At 69.9% G+C, this 15,086-nt stretch carries 16 protein-coding genes and 1 pseudogene; 9 read left to right on the plus strand and 8 right to left on the minus strand.

The features are described 5' to 3' along the window. Positions 1 to 11: 11 nt before the first annotated feature. Together ACQP1S_RS15880 and ACQP1S_RS15885 are read left to right on the plus strand one after the other, a co-directional pair. Positions 12 to 341, plus strand: coding sequence for an ArsR/SmtB family transcription factor (locus tag ACQP1S_RS15880; RefSeq protein ID WP_091240283.1), 330 nt, complete (start codon positions 12 to 14; stop codon positions 339 to 341). After that, entirely contained in the window at positions 341 to 1,126 is a 786-nt protein-coding gene (locus ACQP1S_RS15885) for a cation transporter (protein WP_432907475.1), read from the plus strand. The genes ACQP1S_RS15880 and ACQP1S_RS15885 overlap by 1 nt, the downstream gene beginning before the upstream one ends. Before the next feature lie 95 nt (positions 1,127 to 1,221). On the opposite strand, the gene ACQP1S_RS15890 is transcribed toward ACQP1S_RS15885, so the two are convergent. Continuing rightward, complete coding sequence (locus ACQP1S_RS15890; protein ID WP_432907477.1) at positions 1,222 to 1,794, minus strand: DUF1062 domain-containing protein; 573 nt, start codon at positions 1,792 to 1,794, stop codon at positions 1,222 to 1,224. Between the two features lie 442 nt (positions 1,795 to 2,236). Between ACQP1S_RS15890 and ACQP1S_RS15895 the strand changes: the two genes are divergently transcribed. Next, complete coding sequence (locus ACQP1S_RS15895) at positions 2,237 to 3,013, plus strand: maleylpyruvate isomerase family mycothiol-dependent enzyme (RefSeq protein ID WP_432907479.1); 777 nt, start codon at positions 2,237 to 2,239, stop codon at positions 3,011 to 3,013. Between the two features lie 15 nt (positions 3,014 to 3,028). Here the strand turns inward: ACQP1S_RS15895 and ACQP1S_RS15900 are convergent, their stop codons facing one another. Further along, positions 3,029 to 3,556 carry a TetR/AcrR family transcriptional regulator gene (locus ACQP1S_RS15900; protein ID WP_432907481.1) on the minus strand — a complete coding sequence of 176 codons (528 nt, stop codon included), beginning with the start codon at positions 3,554 to 3,556 and terminating at the stop codon, positions 3,029 to 3,031. Positions 3,557 to 3,619: 63 nt separating this feature from the next. Between ACQP1S_RS15900 and ACQP1S_RS15905 the strand changes: the two genes are divergently transcribed. Next, positions 3,620 to 4,600, plus strand: a complete 981-nt coding sequence (locus ACQP1S_RS15905; RefSeq protein WP_432907484.1) for a Vgb family protein — start codon at positions 3,620 to 3,622, stop codon at positions 4,598 to 4,600. Between the two features lie 532 nt (positions 4,601 to 5,132). Here ACQP1S_RS15905 and ACQP1S_RS15910 read toward each other — a convergent pair. From ACQP1S_RS15910 to ACQP1S_RS15925, 4 genes and pseudogenes are all read right to left on the minus strand, one after another. Continuing rightward, positions 5,133 to 6,371, minus strand: a complete 1,239-nt coding sequence (locus ACQP1S_RS15910; RefSeq protein ID WP_432908074.1) for an MFS transporter — start codon at positions 6,369 to 6,371, stop codon at positions 5,133 to 5,135. A 391-nt stretch (positions 6,372 to 6,762) separates the two neighbouring features. Beyond that, positions 6,763 to 7,368: a transposase gene (locus ACQP1S_RS15915; protein ID WP_432907487.1), complete on the minus strand. Its 606-nt coding sequence runs from the start codon at positions 7,366 to 7,368 to the stop codon at positions 6,763 to 6,765. Continuing rightward, positions 7,347 to 7,535, minus strand: coding sequence for a helix-turn-helix domain-containing protein (locus tag ACQP1S_RS15920; protein ID WP_432907488.1), 189 nt, complete (start codon positions 7,533 to 7,535; stop codon positions 7,347 to 7,349). Before ACQP1S_RS15920 ends, ACQP1S_RS15915 begins: the two co-directional genes overlap by 22 nt. A 17-nt stretch (positions 7,536 to 7,552) precedes the next feature. Beyond that, positions 7,553 to 7,837: pseudogene (locus tag ACQP1S_RS15925) on the minus strand (helix-turn-helix domain-containing protein); the annotation flags it as partial. A gap of 291 nt (positions 7,838 to 8,128) precedes the next feature. Between ACQP1S_RS15925 and ACQP1S_RS15930 the strand changes: the two are divergent. Further along, positions 8,129 to 8,494, plus strand: a complete 366-nt coding sequence (locus ACQP1S_RS15930; protein WP_432907491.1) for a hypothetical protein — start codon at positions 8,129 to 8,131, stop codon at positions 8,492 to 8,494. A 74-nt stretch (positions 8,495 to 8,568) separates the two neighbouring features. Next, positions 8,569 to 10,575, plus strand: a complete 2,007-nt coding sequence (locus tag ACQP1S_RS15935) for an NACHT domain-containing protein (protein WP_432907494.1) — start codon at positions 8,569 to 8,571, stop codon at positions 10,573 to 10,575. A 276-nt stretch (positions 10,576 to 10,851) separates the two neighbouring features. On the opposite strand, the gene ACQP1S_RS15940 is transcribed toward ACQP1S_RS15935, so the two are convergent. After that, positions 10,852 to 11,472, minus strand: a complete 621-nt coding sequence (locus ACQP1S_RS15940) for a recombinase family protein (RefSeq protein ID WP_432907497.1) — start codon at positions 11,470 to 11,472, stop codon at positions 10,852 to 10,854. Positions 11,473 to 12,020: 548 nt separating this feature from the next. Continuing rightward, positions 12,021 to 12,419, minus strand: a complete 399-nt coding sequence (locus ACQP1S_RS15945) for a VOC family protein (protein ID WP_432907499.1) — start codon at positions 12,417 to 12,419, stop codon at positions 12,021 to 12,023. Between the two features lie 166 nt (positions 12,420 to 12,585). Between ACQP1S_RS15945 and ACQP1S_RS15950 the strand changes: the two genes are divergently transcribed. The 3 genes from ACQP1S_RS15950 to ACQP1S_RS15960 all read left to right on the plus strand — a co-directional run bounded on the left by ACQP1S_RS15950 (position 12,586) and on the right by ACQP1S_RS15960 (position 15,055). Then, a complete protein-coding gene (locus ACQP1S_RS15950) occupies positions 12,586 to 13,494 on the plus strand; it encodes a helix-turn-helix transcriptional regulator (RefSeq protein ID WP_432907502.1) in 909 nt (302 codons plus the stop codon). Between the two features lie 156 nt (positions 13,495 to 13,650). Next, positions 13,651 to 14,478, plus strand: coding sequence for a phosphotransferase family protein (locus ACQP1S_RS15955; protein WP_432907505.1), 828 nt, complete (start codon positions 13,651 to 13,653; stop codon positions 14,476 to 14,478). Between the two features lie 91 nt (positions 14,479 to 14,569). Continuing rightward, entirely contained in the window at positions 14,570 to 15,055 is a 486-nt protein-coding gene (locus ACQP1S_RS15960; RefSeq protein ID WP_432907508.1) for an N-acetyltransferase family protein, read from the plus strand. Positions 15,056 to 15,086 lie beyond the last annotated feature (31 nt).

A 15,086-nucleotide genomic window follows, 5' to 3' on the forward strand; every position in this document is an offset into this window, starting at 1 on the left:
CTTTGAGGGCTGTGGAGACGTTGGCGTACGGGCAGGTCCTCGCCCGTTTCGGGCAGGCCCTGTCGGACCCGACCCGCGCGCGGTTGCTGCTGGCACTGCGCGACGGGCCCGGCTATCCCACGGAGTTGGCCGTCCTGCTGGGCACCACCCGGCAGAACCTGTCCAACCACCTCACCTGCCTGCGTGGCTGCGGACTGGTCGTCGCCGCCCCCGAGGGGCGGCGCACCCGTTACGAGTTGGCCGACCCGCGGCTGGCGCACGCGTTGGGTGACCTGCTCGGCCTGGTCCTCGCGGTCGACCCGGCCGGCTGCCCCGATGCCGACGCGCAGGGCTGCTGCTGATGAGCCTGCCGGCCCACGCCACGCCTCCCCTCTCGCCCGCCCGGCGCGCGGTGCTCACCCGCCGGGTCCGGTGGTTCGTCGCCGCCACCATCACCTACAACGTCGTCGAGGCGGTCGTGGCGATCACCGCCGGCACCCTGGCCTCCTCGACCGCGCTGATCGGCTTCGGCCTCGACTCGATCATCGAGGTGGCGTCCGCAGCGGCAGTGGCGTGGCAGTTCGCCGGCCACGACCCCGAAGCCCGGGAGAAGACGGCGCTGCGCATCATCGCGGTGTCGTTCTTCGCCCTCGCCGCCTACGTCACCGTCGAGTCGGTACGCGCCCTGCGCGGTGACGCCGACGCCGCGCACTCCACCGTCGGCCTGGTCCTGGCAGGCCTGTCACTGCTGATCATGCCTGCCCTGTCGTACGCGCAGCGCCGCGCCGGCCGCGAGGTCGGCTCCCGCTCGGTGGTGGCCGACTCCCGGCAGACCCTGCTGTGCACCTACCTGTCCGCTGTCCTGCTCGTCGGTCTGGCGGTCAACAGCCTGTTCGGCTGGTCCTGGGCCGACCCGATCGCCGCCCTGGTGATCGCCGCCGTCGCGGTCAAGGAGGGCCGCGACGCGTGGCGGGGCGACACCTGCTGCGCCCCGAACACCGCCCTGCACGTGACCGTGGGAGTCCGCCCTGTTTCCACGGCCACCACCGGCGATGCGTCGCCCGAGGTGGCGAGGGCCGACACCGGCGCGAGGGACGCCTGCGGTTGCCTGATGTCCGGGCGGGTGAGGGCCGGCGCAGGCCCGTGAGCCGCCGCAGCCGGGGCCGGCCCGTCGACTGGGACGGCCGACCGGGTGGTACGGGCCGCCCCACGGCGCAGGTCATCGCGCCGTGGGGCGGCCCGTCATGTCCGCTCGGGTGACAGCGGTGGGGTGGTGACGACGAGGAAGGCGAAGTCCTCCCGGGCCTTGGCGTCGAGGGGCAGGGGCAGGCGGATGCGCCCGGAGCCGACCATGCCTCGTACGGCGGCACGGCTCAGGCCGAACCCGGCGGTGAGCAGCTTCTCGACCCGGACGGGTGCCGGGAGTTCGAACCTGACGACGACCTTGAGTGGTGCGGCGTCCGCGCGCTGGAGATCGTAGAACGGTATGTCGGTGTCCAACTGCCAGGTGCCGGTCCAGTCGAGCCGGTAGGCGGCCCGGTGGGCGAGCGTGGCGTCCATGGTCAGCTGGCGCACCATGGCCGGATCGTTGTTCTCGAACATCACCAGCCGCTCGTGGTCCAGCGCCCGCACGTTGATGCGCTCGTGGACGGGCACTTTCGAGGTGCGGCCGCACAGGTCGCAGCAGATCAGCAACCACACGTCGAGCAGCTTGTGGTTCGCGTTGACCCGGATCTTCCCGGTGGGGCGGTGACGGGTGGACCTGCACGACACGCAGGCTTTGACGATGGTCGGCAGCCCGAGCTCACTGACCACCCACAGTGCTTTGCGGTCGATGCCGGGTCCGCGACCGTCGGCCGGCATGCGGACATGGCGGAAACTGTTCATGGCTTCGGCGATTCCCAGGTCTAGGCAGGAGGCGCCCGGCAGGGCGATGGCGTGCCGGGGGACGCCTCCCGGATCCAGTGGCGGGCAGCCGGCGTCTCGGTGGGAGCACGCCGGCTGGCGCGACGTCGCAGCTCACGTCGCGGGAACGAAGCCTGCACCGGCGGAACCGGTGCGGGCTTCGGGTGGCACGGCGGACCGAGACGGGGAGGTGACTCGAACCCGTCTTCGCTACGCACGTGCGCCACTGGTCATCGATCCATGCGCGTCAGCATGGTCGACCCGTGGACCGCCGGGCAACGGATTTCCGCAGGGCCCCGGCACCCGGGGGAATCCGCTGTCGGTTGCCGGAAGCAGGTGGTAGAAAGCCGCGGTGGAAGAGACCCTGGAGTTCGCCGATCTGTTGCGGCTGATGGACGAACGATCGACCGATTTCCGGGCGGCGGTCGCCGCGGCGCCCAGCCTCGACGTGCGGGTGCCGACCTGCCCCGAGTGGACGTTGTTCGACCTGGTGCAGCACCTGGGTGAGGGACGCCGCAGGTGGGCCGCCATCGTGGCCGCCGGGCCCGCCGACGCCCCGCCGGTGGTGTCCGCCCCGGTGCCGCCCCGGGATCGGGAGGCGCTGCTGGCCTGGTTCGCCGCGTCGACAGAAGAACTGCTCGGCGCGCTACGGGAGGCCGGCCCGGATCGTGGTTGCTGGACGTGGTGGGGTCCCTCGCAGTCGCCGCAGACGACCGGTGCCGTTGCCCGGCACCAGCTTCAGCAGGTCGCCGTGCACACCTACGACGCCCAGGTCGCCGTGGGCGCCCCGCAGCCGTTACCGGACGAGGTGGCACTCGACGGTGTCGACGAGTTCCTCACCACCTGCGTGGCGACGACGGCCGCGTGGCCGCATCAGCCTGCGGTCGTCGACTACCACGCCACCGAGGGCCGCAGCTGGCGGCTGTGGTTCTCCGCCGACGGCGCCCGGACCGCCCGCGTCCCCGCGTCGGTCGCCGGCGAGGGGCCGGAGGTGGCCTATGTCTCCGCCCGGGGCACGGCCCATGAGCTGGTGATGTTCTGCTACGGCCGGATTTCGATGGACGCGCTGCAGATCGACGGCGACCGGCGCGTCTTCGACCAGCTGATCGCCTGGGAACCGGAGGTATAGGGCGCGACGACCGGGTCAGGAAGGGCCGGCCGCCACTGCGACACCTGCTCGGGCATAGCGTTCGGCGATGTCCTCCGGCATCGGGGATCTCATGAGCACGAGTTCGTAGAAGATCGGTGCGCTGGACGCGATCAGCACGGTCCGCGCGTCGACACCTTCGACGGCTTCACCACGGCGGGCTGCTCGTTCGACGGCGACGGCAGCGCTGGCATAGCGGTTCTCCCAGAATGACCGCAGCGCGTGGGCGGCGGCCGGTGAGCGGAACGACGCCGCGACGAGGGCCCGGGTGATCGATGGTTCTGCTGTCACGGCGGCGACGATCTGGCGGTTGATGGCGACCAGGTCGTCCAGTAGTGAGCCGGTGTCCGGTGGTTCCCAAGGTTGTTTGCGGGCGGCGTCGAGAGAGTCGGCGAGTAGGCCGCCGGGGTCGCGCCAGCGGCGGTAGACGGTCGTGCGATGGACTCCCGAGCGCGCTGCGACGGCATCCATGGTCACGGCGTCGTAGCCGCCTTCCAGCAGCAGCGACGTGACGGCGTCGAGCACCCGTTCGCGCGTACGGGCGGTTCGGCCACCGGGCCGGGTTTCTCCGGGGAACGCGGAAGGGGCTTGCGCAGCCGACGCCATGCACCTAATGCTACATCTGTAGTTTTTAGGGAGGGAGAGCTGATGCCACCGCTGGAGGCAGCACAGTGCCGTGAGGTGGTCCTGCCGTCGGGTTGGGCCCCGTACGCCGTGGCGGGGGACGCCGCCGGGAACCTGTGGATGACCCTCGTGACGCCGCCGGGACTCGCGCGGTTCACGCCTGCCGACACCTCTGCCGACGGTGAGACGGCCGCCGTGTTCCGGCACGAGCGCCTCCCTCGCGGCGACGGTCATCCGATGCTGCTGACCGTCGCCTCTGACGGCGCGCTCTGGTGCACCCGCACCGACGATCGACTGGGCCGCCGCGACGTCTCCGGCGACCACACGGTGATCGACCTGGCACCCGGATCGGCGCCTTACGGCATCGCCCCCGCACCCGACGGTGGAGTCTGGTTCACCGCGCCGGGGCTCAACCAGATCGGCCGGGTGGTCACCGCATCGGGTGGTACCACGATGTTCGACCTGCCGGTTCCCGACGCGCGGGCGGCGATGCTCACCGTCGATGTCGCCGGCCGGCCGTGGGTGGCGCTCAACGCCACCGGCGCCCTCGCTCACCTGCATGACGGTGCGGTGCGGATCGTCGAACTACCCAGTGGCCGTGCGCCGGCCGCACCGGTCGGCATCGCCGCCTCCGCGGCGGGGATCTGGTACGCGGACATCGCTGGAGGCTGCGTCGGTCGTGTCGATCCGTCCGGCTCGGTGGAGAAGATCAGCTTCGCTGACCCGGCATGCCGGCCACACGCCGTCGCGGCCGACCCGGACGGCGGATGCTGGGTCACGCTGTGGGGCGCCGCCCAGCTGGCCCGGATCACCGCCGACGGTGACGTGACCCTTCACCAGCTGCCCGGTCGAGAGCCGCACGGGCTGTGGGTGGAGGACCGCCTGGTGTGGGTGGCGATGGAGACCGGCTCCGTGGTTGCGGTCGACAAAGGAGAAAGCGCGTGAGCGAAGAAGGGAGATGATCCTGCCTACCGGGGGCCTTCTCAAGCGTCAGTCCGCAAGGCCCCGAGCTGGAGGCGGGGGACACCCCCGGGCATCGTGAAGTGTGCCGAGTCGTACCGACGACGTGCTTGCCCTGCGCGGTGGTGGTGTCGGCGATCCTGCTGGTTGGCGACTGACCCGGACTTCTGCGGAGAACGATCCACCGACGCGACGTTCCGCCCCCAGCACCTCCGTCTGCCCAGATTATTGGATTGCATTTACCGACAATCCAATAATCTGGACAGACTTATAGGGCATACCGTACGCACACCATAATGACTGTTCTGTTGTATCCCTGCTCCGGTGCAGGGGTTGGCTGTCCGCTGCGGTTGTTGTCCTGCCCCAGCGGAGTTGACATGTCCCCGTGAGGATGGCGGTGTCGGCCCAGCTATCTGCGACCTGGCCCGCTGAATCTGATCAGTGGCTGCCACACTGGCGGACCGGGTGGAGCGGATGTGGGGGCGAACGCCGTAACTGATCTGCCGGGTGTCTTCTTCTAGATCGACGGTCGGACGGGGGCGGAATCGGGCACGGGAGCGGCGGTGGGGGTGATGGTGGCCATGGCGGCGTCGGAGCCTCGGTGACGCAACTCGGTCGGCAGCACTGCCAGCGCGGTCAGCGCGCCGAGTAGGCCCGTCGCGGCGAAGCCCCAGGCCGGCGCGGAGGCGTCGATTACCGCGCCGGCCAGCGGGGCGCCGAGCGCCAGCCCTGTCACCATCGCCGAGGCGTGCAGGCCCATCGCCTCACCCCGTGCGCTCGCCGGCGCCAGCCGACTCACCGCGTCGGCGGTGGCGGCTACGGTGGGCGCGGTGAGGGCCCCGGATGGCAGCAGCACCAGGGCGAGCAGCCACCAGTCGCCGCTGCCCAGACCAATCGGAATGGTGACCAGACCGAGTAGCAGGGTAACGGCCAGCGACGGCACGGGGCGGGACAGCGCGCCGTAGGTGAAGCCGCCAACCAGCGAGTACGAGGCCCAGAGCGCCAGCACCACACCGGTCCAGTTGACCTGCCCAGCGTCACGCAGGACCGCCACCAGTGTCACATCGGTGCCGGCGATTACCAGCGTGCTGGCTGCTCCACCGGCGAGCAGCCCGATCAACCGTGGGGTCAGCCACTGCCGACGGGGCAGCGGCTGCGCGGGCGTCGTCTCCTCGCCCCGGGCCCGGGACGGCGGGTTGAGCACCAGCAGGGTGAACCCGGCCAGCACGATGCCGCCGCCGACGGCGTACATGGTCAGCGTGGGCGAAACACTGGTGGCAAGGGCCACCGCCCCCGCCGGCCCGATCATGAAGCTGAGTTCGACCGACATCGAGTCCAGCGCGTACGCCTGGCGGCGCTGGGCCGGCGGGACCAGCGCAGCGATCGACTGCCGGACCACGGAGAAGACCGGGAGGGTGAGCAGCCCGCCGACGAACGCTGCGCTGAGCAGCACCGGGTACGGCAGGATCGGCGCTGTGGCCCAGAACAGCGCCTCGACCACCGTGGTCAGCAGCAGCATGGGCCGTAGGCCGCGCCGGTCGACCAGCCGGCCGAGCATTGGTGCGCCGAGCGCCGAACCGACCGTCATCGCGGCCCCGACCAGTCCGGCGGCGAAATAGCCGTGGCCCAGATCGAGGACGTGCAGCGTCATTACCACCGCGGTGGCCGCCACCGGCACCCGGGCCAGGATCGCGACCAGCAGTAGGGGTCGCAATCCTGGCAGCGCGAGCGCGTCCCGATAAGGCTTCAGATCCAACACGATCCGCACCTCCCGGGGGAGCCAAGGCCGAAGCCGTCCTCGTGCACATCGAGGCCCCAGTCGTCCTGGCGCTCAGAAGGAGCGGCATGCGAACCGCTGGTCGGCAGTATCGGTTCGGGCATGCGGCCGACCGTATTACCGGTCACGCAGGTCAGACCAGCGATCCAATCGCAAGATCAACAACGCTCAGGGGCCGATTCTGCCATGACGACCGCCGCCCCCTAGGCGAAGTAGAGGGGGGCGCCATGCCGCGCTCCAGGGCCACACCAGGAACCTCAGCGAGAACTTTCAGCACGGGAAAGGCGGCAGTAAGGCTCGGTTTCAGATCGGCCAATTGTGATGCGCACCACAACCTTCCCGGCCGAAAGGTCTTACAGATCTTGAATGGTCAGGTTGTGTTGGGTTCGAGGGTCAGTCCGGTGTGAGCGAGGAAGCCGTCGAGTAGGTCGTGGCGGTACTGGATGCTCTTGAGTCGGTTCTTGATGATCGCCTGGAGGTGGTCGACGCTGGTGGCGGCGAGGTTGCCGATTCTGCGTTTGAGGTGCGACCACACGGCCTCGGTCGGGTTCAGGTCCGGGGCGTAGGCCGGTAGCCGGATCACGGTCAACCAGTCCCGGGCGTCGATCATCTGCCGCATGGCGGCGGAGACGTGGGTGTTCAGGTTGTCCCACACGCACACGATCGGCCCGTCGAGCTGCTGGTGAGCGGCATCCAGCAGGGCGATGTAGTCACGCTCGCTGAAGCTGCGGCGCTCGTTCTTACGGCCCCGGTGCATGATCGTGCGGTAGATGAACCGCGACCGCCGTCCGGGCCGGTAACAGGTCAGCCCGGCGATCGAGACACGCCCGGATCCTTTACCGGCGACCGGGACGACCGGGGTGTGGCCGCGTCGTCCCCAGGTCCGCGCCTTCGGTGGGCGCAGCGTCTGACCGGCCTCGTCCTCGAAGACCAGCCACGCCTGACGCTGCGCCGCTACCGTTTTCCCGCCGGCCACGTCTCCCGCCGCCACGTGGTGATCGCCGCCTCGTCCCGCTCGACGGAACGGTGTTGGGGCACCTGCACCGACCAGCCGAGCCGGTACATGATGTTCGCCGTGCCGCGCAGGGTGTAGCGGTGCGGAACATCCGCGCGATCAGGTCCGACACCCGCGCCAGGGTCCACCGCTGATCGGCGCCGAAGCCGTGCGCCGCCGGACCCTGCTCCAAGGCGTCGGCCAGCCGCCGCAGCCGGCCTTCATCCAGCCGGCACCGAGACCCGCCCGGCCCCTTCGACGCCAGAGCCTGTTCACCACCAGCCTTCCACCGCTTGCGCCAGCCGTACACCGCGGTCTGCGACACCCGCAGCCGACACGCGATCTCCGGCACCGACACACCCTCGGCGAACCACCCGGCAGCCTGCCGCCGTACCGCCTCACGCTTCGCCCGCCCCCGCGCGGACAACCCACCTCCATCGGGATACCTCATCCCATCGATCTACCCCAGCCCCAAGCCGTCACACAGACCACATCGGACGAACCTGACCATTCAAGATCTGTAACTGCCCGACCCCGGCCAAGTGCCGCTTGCTCGTGCCGGGCGCAGGGTCAGTGCCCGGGCGTGGCGGGTCACCGATTCTGTAGCCGTTGCATGATCAACGCCACGAAGTGATTCATGTCGGCCTGCACGGGTTGCAGCGCTGGATCCACCGGCTGGAGGAACAAGCGGCGACTTGCCACAATGGACGGCCAGTCGGACGGTGTGGGAAAGGATGGTCCGGTGACAGGGGTGGAGTTGATCGTGGCGGCGTTGGCCGCCGCCGCGACGGCGGGGGTCACCAGTGGTGCGCAGGACGCGTATGCCGGGTTGAAGGGTCTGCTCGTCAAGCGGCTGGCCGGGCGTACCGAGGCGGTTGAGGCGTTGGAGGCGCGGGAGACCAAGCCGGGGGTGTGGCAGGCGCGCATCGGTGAGGACTTGGCGGCCTGCGGTGCCGCGTCCGACGCGCAGATCCTCGCCGCAGCCCGGGCGGTGCTGGCCCAGGCTGATCCGGCCGGGACCTACACCGTGGAGCAGAACTACGGGGCGGTCGGCCAGTTCTACGGCCCGGTGACGATCCACCCCCCGTTCACGCCGGGGACGGTCTAGGGTCATCCGTCTCCGGCATCACCAGCACCGATTTTCCCGACCCGGTGGAGACGGCTGCGCAGAATCTGGGGAGGGTGGTGCTGGCGCAGTGGAGGCAGGAGGCCGCTCTGCGGGGTCTGCAGGACCCGTTGCCGATCCCCGTTCGGTGGCGCGCGACGCTCAGCGGGGAGTTCCGTGACCATCTCCATCTGACGGGGGATCCCGTCGATGGAAGTACTGCGGATCTGGGTTCCTTCACTGACGCGTTCTGGCGTCTACGGCAGCGGCGGCTGGTCGTGCTGGGCGGGCCGGGCAGCGGCAAGACAAGCCTGGCTGTGTTGCTGGTGATCGAGTTGCTGCAACGGATGCGGGAAGGGCACCCGGTCCCGGTCCTGCTGTCGCTCGCCTCCTGGCAACCCCGAGTCGAGCACCTGGCCACCTGGCTGGAGCGGCAACTGCTGCGCGAGTATCCCCACCTGAGCGTCGGGACGGTCCGCGTCCTCCTTCGCGATCAGCGCGTCCTGCCGGTGCTCGATGGCCTGGACGAACTGCCCGCCGCCGAGCAGCCGACAGCGCTGAAGAAGCTCAACGCCGCCCTCGCGGCCGGTGGCCCCCTGGTGCTGACGTGCCGGACCGATGACTACGCCAGGACGATCCGATCCGCTTCCGTGTTGCGCTCGGCCGCCGTGGTCCAGGCCGAACCTCTGACCGCCGAGGCGGTCTCGGAGTACCTACTCGAGTGCGCCACGCCGCTCCACCAGGACCGCTGGCGACCGCTCACCGACGCCCTGACCCGGGATCCGTCCAGCCCCGTGGCGAAGGCATTGTCGGTTCCGCTGCTGCTGTGGTTGTGCCGCGTCGTCTACGAACACGCGGGCCCGGACCGGCTTCCCGGCGAGCTCACCAATTCGGGCGACTTTCCCACCGCCGAGGCAATCGAGCGTTATCTACTGCGGGCGCTGGTCCCGTCGGTCTATCCAAGTGGTCCGCAGCCACCTCCCCAACCCGGTCGCAAGGCGCCGCGCGGGTGGTCCAGTCCGGACGGGGACCGGGGCCACGAACGGGTTTCCCGCTGGTTCGGTTACCTCGCCCAGCACCTCGGGCAGTGTCGCAAGCCTGACCTCGCGTGGTGGGAACTGGGCACCGCCATGCGCCCACTGCCGCGCACGATCGTGGTCGGGCTTGCCGCCGGGACGGGCCTCGGGCTCACGGTCTGGCTCGTGGACTGGCTCATCTACATGCTCGCCTACGCCGGACCCTCGCGCGGGCTTATGCCCAGGCTCGCGGAAGGACTCTCCGTCGGATTCGCGGACGGGCTGGTCAACGGCATCCCGGCCGCGCTGGCTTTCATGCTCATCCACCGGCTAGCGATCAGGGGCTCGGCGCTGGAGCCGTCACGCGTACGGATCCGCATCCGCGGCAGGACAGGACAGTCGGATGTCAGGTCCATTCCTGAGATCCTCGCGCGGGCCAGGATCGGGCTCGTGGCCGGACTCGCGGCCGGGGCCGGGATCGGACTCCTGGTTGGGCTGGCGCAAGCGCTGCACTACAGAAATGCCGCCGGGCTCATGGCCGGCCCGCCGACCTCGGTCGTGTTCGGGGCCGCGTTCGCACTTGGAGGCGGGCTCGCCGCAGGGCTTATGGCCTGGCTTGAAGCTCCTGTCGACATCGAAGCCGCCTCCGACCCCCGTGGCCTGCTCGACCTCAACCGAAAGACGGCGCTCTTACAGTGGCTCGCGATCGGGCCCTTGTTCGGGACCGTGGCGGGACTCGGGGTCGGGGTGATCGTCAAGCTCCTGGACGGATCCCTGTGGGGCGTCACACTCACGTGGACCCTCGAAGGAGGGCTCCTGGCCGGGCTCCTCACCGCGCTCGGGGGCGGGCTCGGAGCCCTGCTCAGCCTGACCGCATGGGGGCAGTGGGTGGTCCTCGCGCGCATCTGGCTACCGCTGACCCGGCGGCTGCCATGGCGGGTGATGACCTTTCTCGAAGACGCCCACCAACAGCGCGGCATACTGCGCCAGACCGGCGCGTTCTACCAGTTCCGCCACACCCGACTCCAAGATCACTTCGCCCGTCCGCCGGAACGCCGCGACCAGTAATCCAGTCCGGCGATGTAGGTTCGTCAACGGAGTAGCAGAGTTCTTCCCACTGATGCCGGTCCATCGTCACATCGACATGTGCGGTACTCCGTCGAGCCGACGGTGGCCGACACCGCGACCAGCATGTTGTTCCGAGCCTGGTGCGCCGGGTGCGGAACCGAGTACATGTGCCGTTCCGCCTCGACAGGCGCGGATGCCGCGCCTGTCTGACGATCCCTCTACGCCTGCCCCGCTGTTACCCGTGCGGCTCGCCGAGGCCGGCCGCGTACCGGCCGTCTACTGACCTGCTACGCCCCCGGCTCTGGAAGCCCCTGTCGGCACCGCAGCCGTGGCCCGCTCGATCGCCCGGTAGACCGTCGAGCGGGCCACGCCGAACAGCTCAGCCAGTTCCGCGCTGGTGTGCTCGCCGGCCTTGTGCAGGGCGACCAGGTGCGCTTCCTGCTTGACGCTCAGCTTCGGCTGCTTGCCCCGCAGCCGGCCTTTGGCCTTGGCGATCTTCATACCCTCGCGGGTCCGCATCCGCGCCAGGTCCGCCTCGAACTCGGCAATCATCGCCAGGGTGGTGAACAGCAGCTTGCCCATCGCGTCGGTTGGGTCGTGGATCGACCCTCCAAGGTTGAGTTTCACCTCGCGGAGGGTCAGCTCCTTGGCAATGTCGTGCGCGTCGGAGACCGAGCGGGCGAGCCGGTCCAGCTTCGTCACCACCAGTTGGTCGCCGGCCCGGCATGCTGCGAGGGCCTCGCGCAGGCCCGGCCGGGCCCGGTCGGTTCCGGTCAGACCCTTGTCGACGTAGATCCGGTCGGTGCCGACGCCGAGCTCGGCAAGCGCCGCCAGTTGCGAACTCAGGTCCTGCTCCTCGGTGGACACCCGGGCGTAGCCAATCTTGAGGCCGATCACAAGGCGTCACTGTACCGCTTAGCCCCCGTTGACCGGGCACTTCACCGGGCGGGTCTTACGGGACTCGCCGACCAGGGGCGGAACGGCCGAGTCGACCGCCCAGCGGTTGCCCGATGGACGATCCCCTAACGGGACACCAGCTCAACGACCGCCGACCGCCCCGGGCGGCCCGTGAAGATCAACTATTTGGCCCCTGGTGTCGCGGTTCTTACCAACACCCCAAGACAGTTGTCCTGCCCCGACGTGGTCCGGCAGCCGAGGCCCGGAGCGGCACCGCACTGCCCGGCGTGGGACAAGCGCGACTTCGCGGTGAGCGTGGCCGCCGAGTTCGGTGTGACGCTGAGGCGTTGCGCGGCCGTCGGTGACAGCCGCTCGGAGCTGCCCTTGTTCGCCGAGGTCGGGATGGCCGTGGCCTTCAACGCGACTGCATCGGCTCGCGACCGCCACCGGCACCAGCCCGCCCCGCGGCGAGCTCGTTCCGAGATCAGGATTCCGGTCGCCGCAGTCTGGCCGGCCAGCACCGCAGCACCGCCGCTACGCCGGTCCGGTCAGCGGCGGAACCTCCCGATCGCCTCGGGGGTCACCGGGGTGAAGAAGTTGACCATGTTGCCGTCGGGGTCGCGGAAGAGCAGGGCGCGGTTACCCCACGGCATGGTCGTGGGTTCGTTCACGAAGTCCTCCACCACGTTCTTCAGCTTCTCGTAGATCGTGTCCACGTCGTTTACGAGGAACTCGATGATCACGGTGTGGTTGTCGGCCGGGCGGGCCGAGCCCGGTGCGAACAGGGCGACCGTGCGGGTGCTGCCGATCGCCAGCGTGCCGTGGGCGGTGCGCAACTCGGCGAAGTCCTCGTTGCCCCAGGCCGCCTGCACGCCCGTGACGTTCTCATAGAAGCCGACGAGTCGGCGGATGTCGCCGGTGATGATGCGGATCGAGATGAAGTCCACGTCTTCTCCCTGCTCAGTACGGATCGCGTCAGAGGCGGGGCCCACGCTAGAACAGATACTGGACACATCTGGTCCAGTATCTGTTGTTAGAGTCCAGGCCGTGGCACGACCAACAGCTCAGGTGCTCACGCTGCTGGAACTCCTTCAGTCCGGTGGCGTCCGGACGATGGCCGAACTCGCCGAGCGCCTCGGTGTCGAACCGCGCACGGTGCGCCGCTACGTGGGTCATCTGGTCGACCTCGACGTGCCGGTCGAATCGGTGCGGGGCCGCTACGGCGGGTACCGGCTCGCCGCCGGATACCGGCTGCCGCCGCTGATGCTCAGTGACGACGAAGCCCTGGCCGTCCTACTCGGCCTGGTTGCCGGCCGGCGCGCCGGGTTGGCGACGGCAACGGGTACGGCGGGAGAGACGGCCGCCGCGAAGATCCGGCGCGTCCTGCCGCCGCGGATCGCGGACCGGCTGGACGCCGTACTCACCTCCCTCGCCTTCACCGCCGAACCCGGCGAATTCCCTGCACCGCAGACAGGTGTACTGCTCACCGTCGCCGACGCGGTCCGCCATCACCGGCCGATCTCGCTCCAGTACACCTCGCCTGACGGCCGGCGAAGCGCTCGCGTGCTGTATCCGTCCGGACTGGTCAACCATGCCGGCCGGTGGTACGTCACCGGAGCCGATCCGGAGGTCGGCGAGGATCGGACCTTCCGGCTCGACCGCATCGTCGAGGCGAGGACACTTCCGGGCTCCTTCGCGCCGCCGCCCGCCGGAGACGATCCGGCGGGGCACCTTCTCGCCTCGATGGCACAAGCGCCGCACCGGCATGCCGTGACGCTGCGGATACAAGGAACACTTGCGCAGATCCGCACGAGGCTACCGGCCAGCATCGCCGAGGTGCGAGAGGAGGATGATGACGAAGGCTGGCAGTCCGTGGAGATCCGGGCCGATAGTCTCGACTGGCTGCCCGCCGTGCTCGCCGCGCTCGACCTGCCGTTCGTCATCGAACGCCCGGCCGCGCTCCGCGACCGTGTCATCGCGCTCGCCGACCGGCTGGCGACCTCGGGACGGGCACTGTGGTAGCGATCCTGGAATACGGGTCACCCGAGAGGCGGCCCTGCTTGACTCATCATGAAGCGTCGATAGACGCGGCCACCCCGCAGAGACGGCTGCTGCTCGGCGGGCTCGCAGTAGTCCACCGGGTTCGGGGAACTGGTGGCGACCGGGTCGGGCTGGCCGATGCAGGCGTATGAGACTCGGCGGGCGACGCGGGCAGCTCTGTCGAGCGCCTCACAGCTGGGCCTGACCGTCCACGACGCCGCCGTCCTGCACAACTCCAACAAGCTCACCCTGCGTCTGCGGCCCTGCGACGTGCTGGCCCGGGTGGCACCGGCGGCAGACCAGGGCGCCCAGCGTGAAGTGGATGTCGCTCAGCGGCTGGCCGAGGTCGGGAGCCCGGTGGCCGCGCTGGAATCACCCGAGGTGTTCGTCCGGGACGACTACGTGGTCACCCTGTGGGCCTACTACGAGCCGGTGACCACTCGCGCGATCCCCCACGCGGAGTACGCCGACGCGCTCGAACGTCTGCACGCCGGAATGCGCAGGGTCGACCTGCCCACCCCGCACTACACGGACCGTGTTTCTGCGGCCCAGGCGCTCGTGGCCGACCACGCCCGAACACCGGAACTGGCCGACCCGGACCGGGTCTTCCTCGCCAACACCTTGGACTGCATACGACGGGCGGTCAGCGAGAGCGGCCGGCCCGAGCAACTCCTGCACGGCGAACCCCATCCGGGCAATCTGCTCGTGACCCGGTCCGGCCCGCTTTTCATCGACTTCGAGACGTGCTGCCGGGGGCCGATCGAGTTCGACCTGGCCCACGCGCCCGACGAGGTTGGCGACCACTACCCGGGCGTCGATCACCAGCTGCTCCGAGATTGCCGGACCCTCGTACTGGCGATGATCACCGTGTGGCGCTGGGATCGCGACGACCAGTTCCCCGACGGCCACCGGCTCGGTATCGAGTGGCTGAACGAACTCCGGAAGGCCACGGCTCAGCCCGGATAGGTACGCCGACTCACGTTGTCGGCAGGATAGCCGACCATTCCCGTTCCGGCCTTCTACAGCCGCCTGGCCGTGGGGGCGGTAGCCTGCGCCGATGCCGGTCAGGGACTTTCGCGAGGACGACTGGCCCGCGGTTCGGGCGATCGTCGAAGCCGTCGTCGCCGCGGGCGACACCTTTCCGTACGACCCCCGGTGGTCGCCCGCGGCGCTGCGCGACGTCTGGGTGGAGCGTCCGCCCGGTCGGACCACGGTCGCCGTGGTGGGCAACCGGGTGCTGGGCACCGCGAAGATGCGCCCGAACCGGCCAGGCCCCGGCCGGCACGTCGCCACCGCCAGTTTCATGGTGGCCCGCAACGCCCGGGGGCGGGGGGTCGGTCGCGCCTTGGCCGAGGAGGCTCTCGACTGGGCACGCGACCAGGGCTACGCGGCGATGCAGTTCAACGCGGTGGTCGAGGGAAACGAGGCCGCCGAGCGGCTGTACCGGCGGCTGGGGTTCACCGTGGTCGGCACCGTGCCGGCGGCCTTCGACCATCCGACCCGGGGGAGGGTCGGGCTGCACGTCATGCACCGCTTCCTCTGAACGGCGGTGCGGTGGGCCCTCGGCCGGGTGC

The sequence above is a fragment of the Micromonospora matsumotoense genome (genome assembly GCF_050951065.1).
Classification (GTDB): domain Bacteria; phylum Actinomycetota; class Actinomycetes; order Mycobacteriales; family Micromonosporaceae; genus Micromonospora; species Micromonospora matsumotoensis.

Bases quoted from the DNA above. Each gene is read 5' to 3' on its own strand.
- ACQP1S_RS15885 (WP_432907475.1), top strand. From the start codon at position 341: ATGAGCCTGCCGGCCCACGCCACGCCTCCCCTCTCGCCCGCCCGGCGC.
- ACQP1S_RS15950 (WP_432907502.1), top strand. From the start codon at position 12,586: ATGGCCGAACTCGCCGAGCGCCTCGGTGTCGAACCGCGCACGGTGCGC.
- ACQP1S_RS15955 (WP_432907505.1), top strand. From the start codon at position 13,651: ATGCAGGCGTATGAGACTCGGCGGGCGACGCGGGCAGCTCTGTCGAGC.
- ACQP1S_RS15960 (WP_432907508.1), top strand. From the start codon at position 14,570: ATGCCGGTCAGGGACTTTCGCGAGGACGACTGGCCCGCGGTTCGGGCG.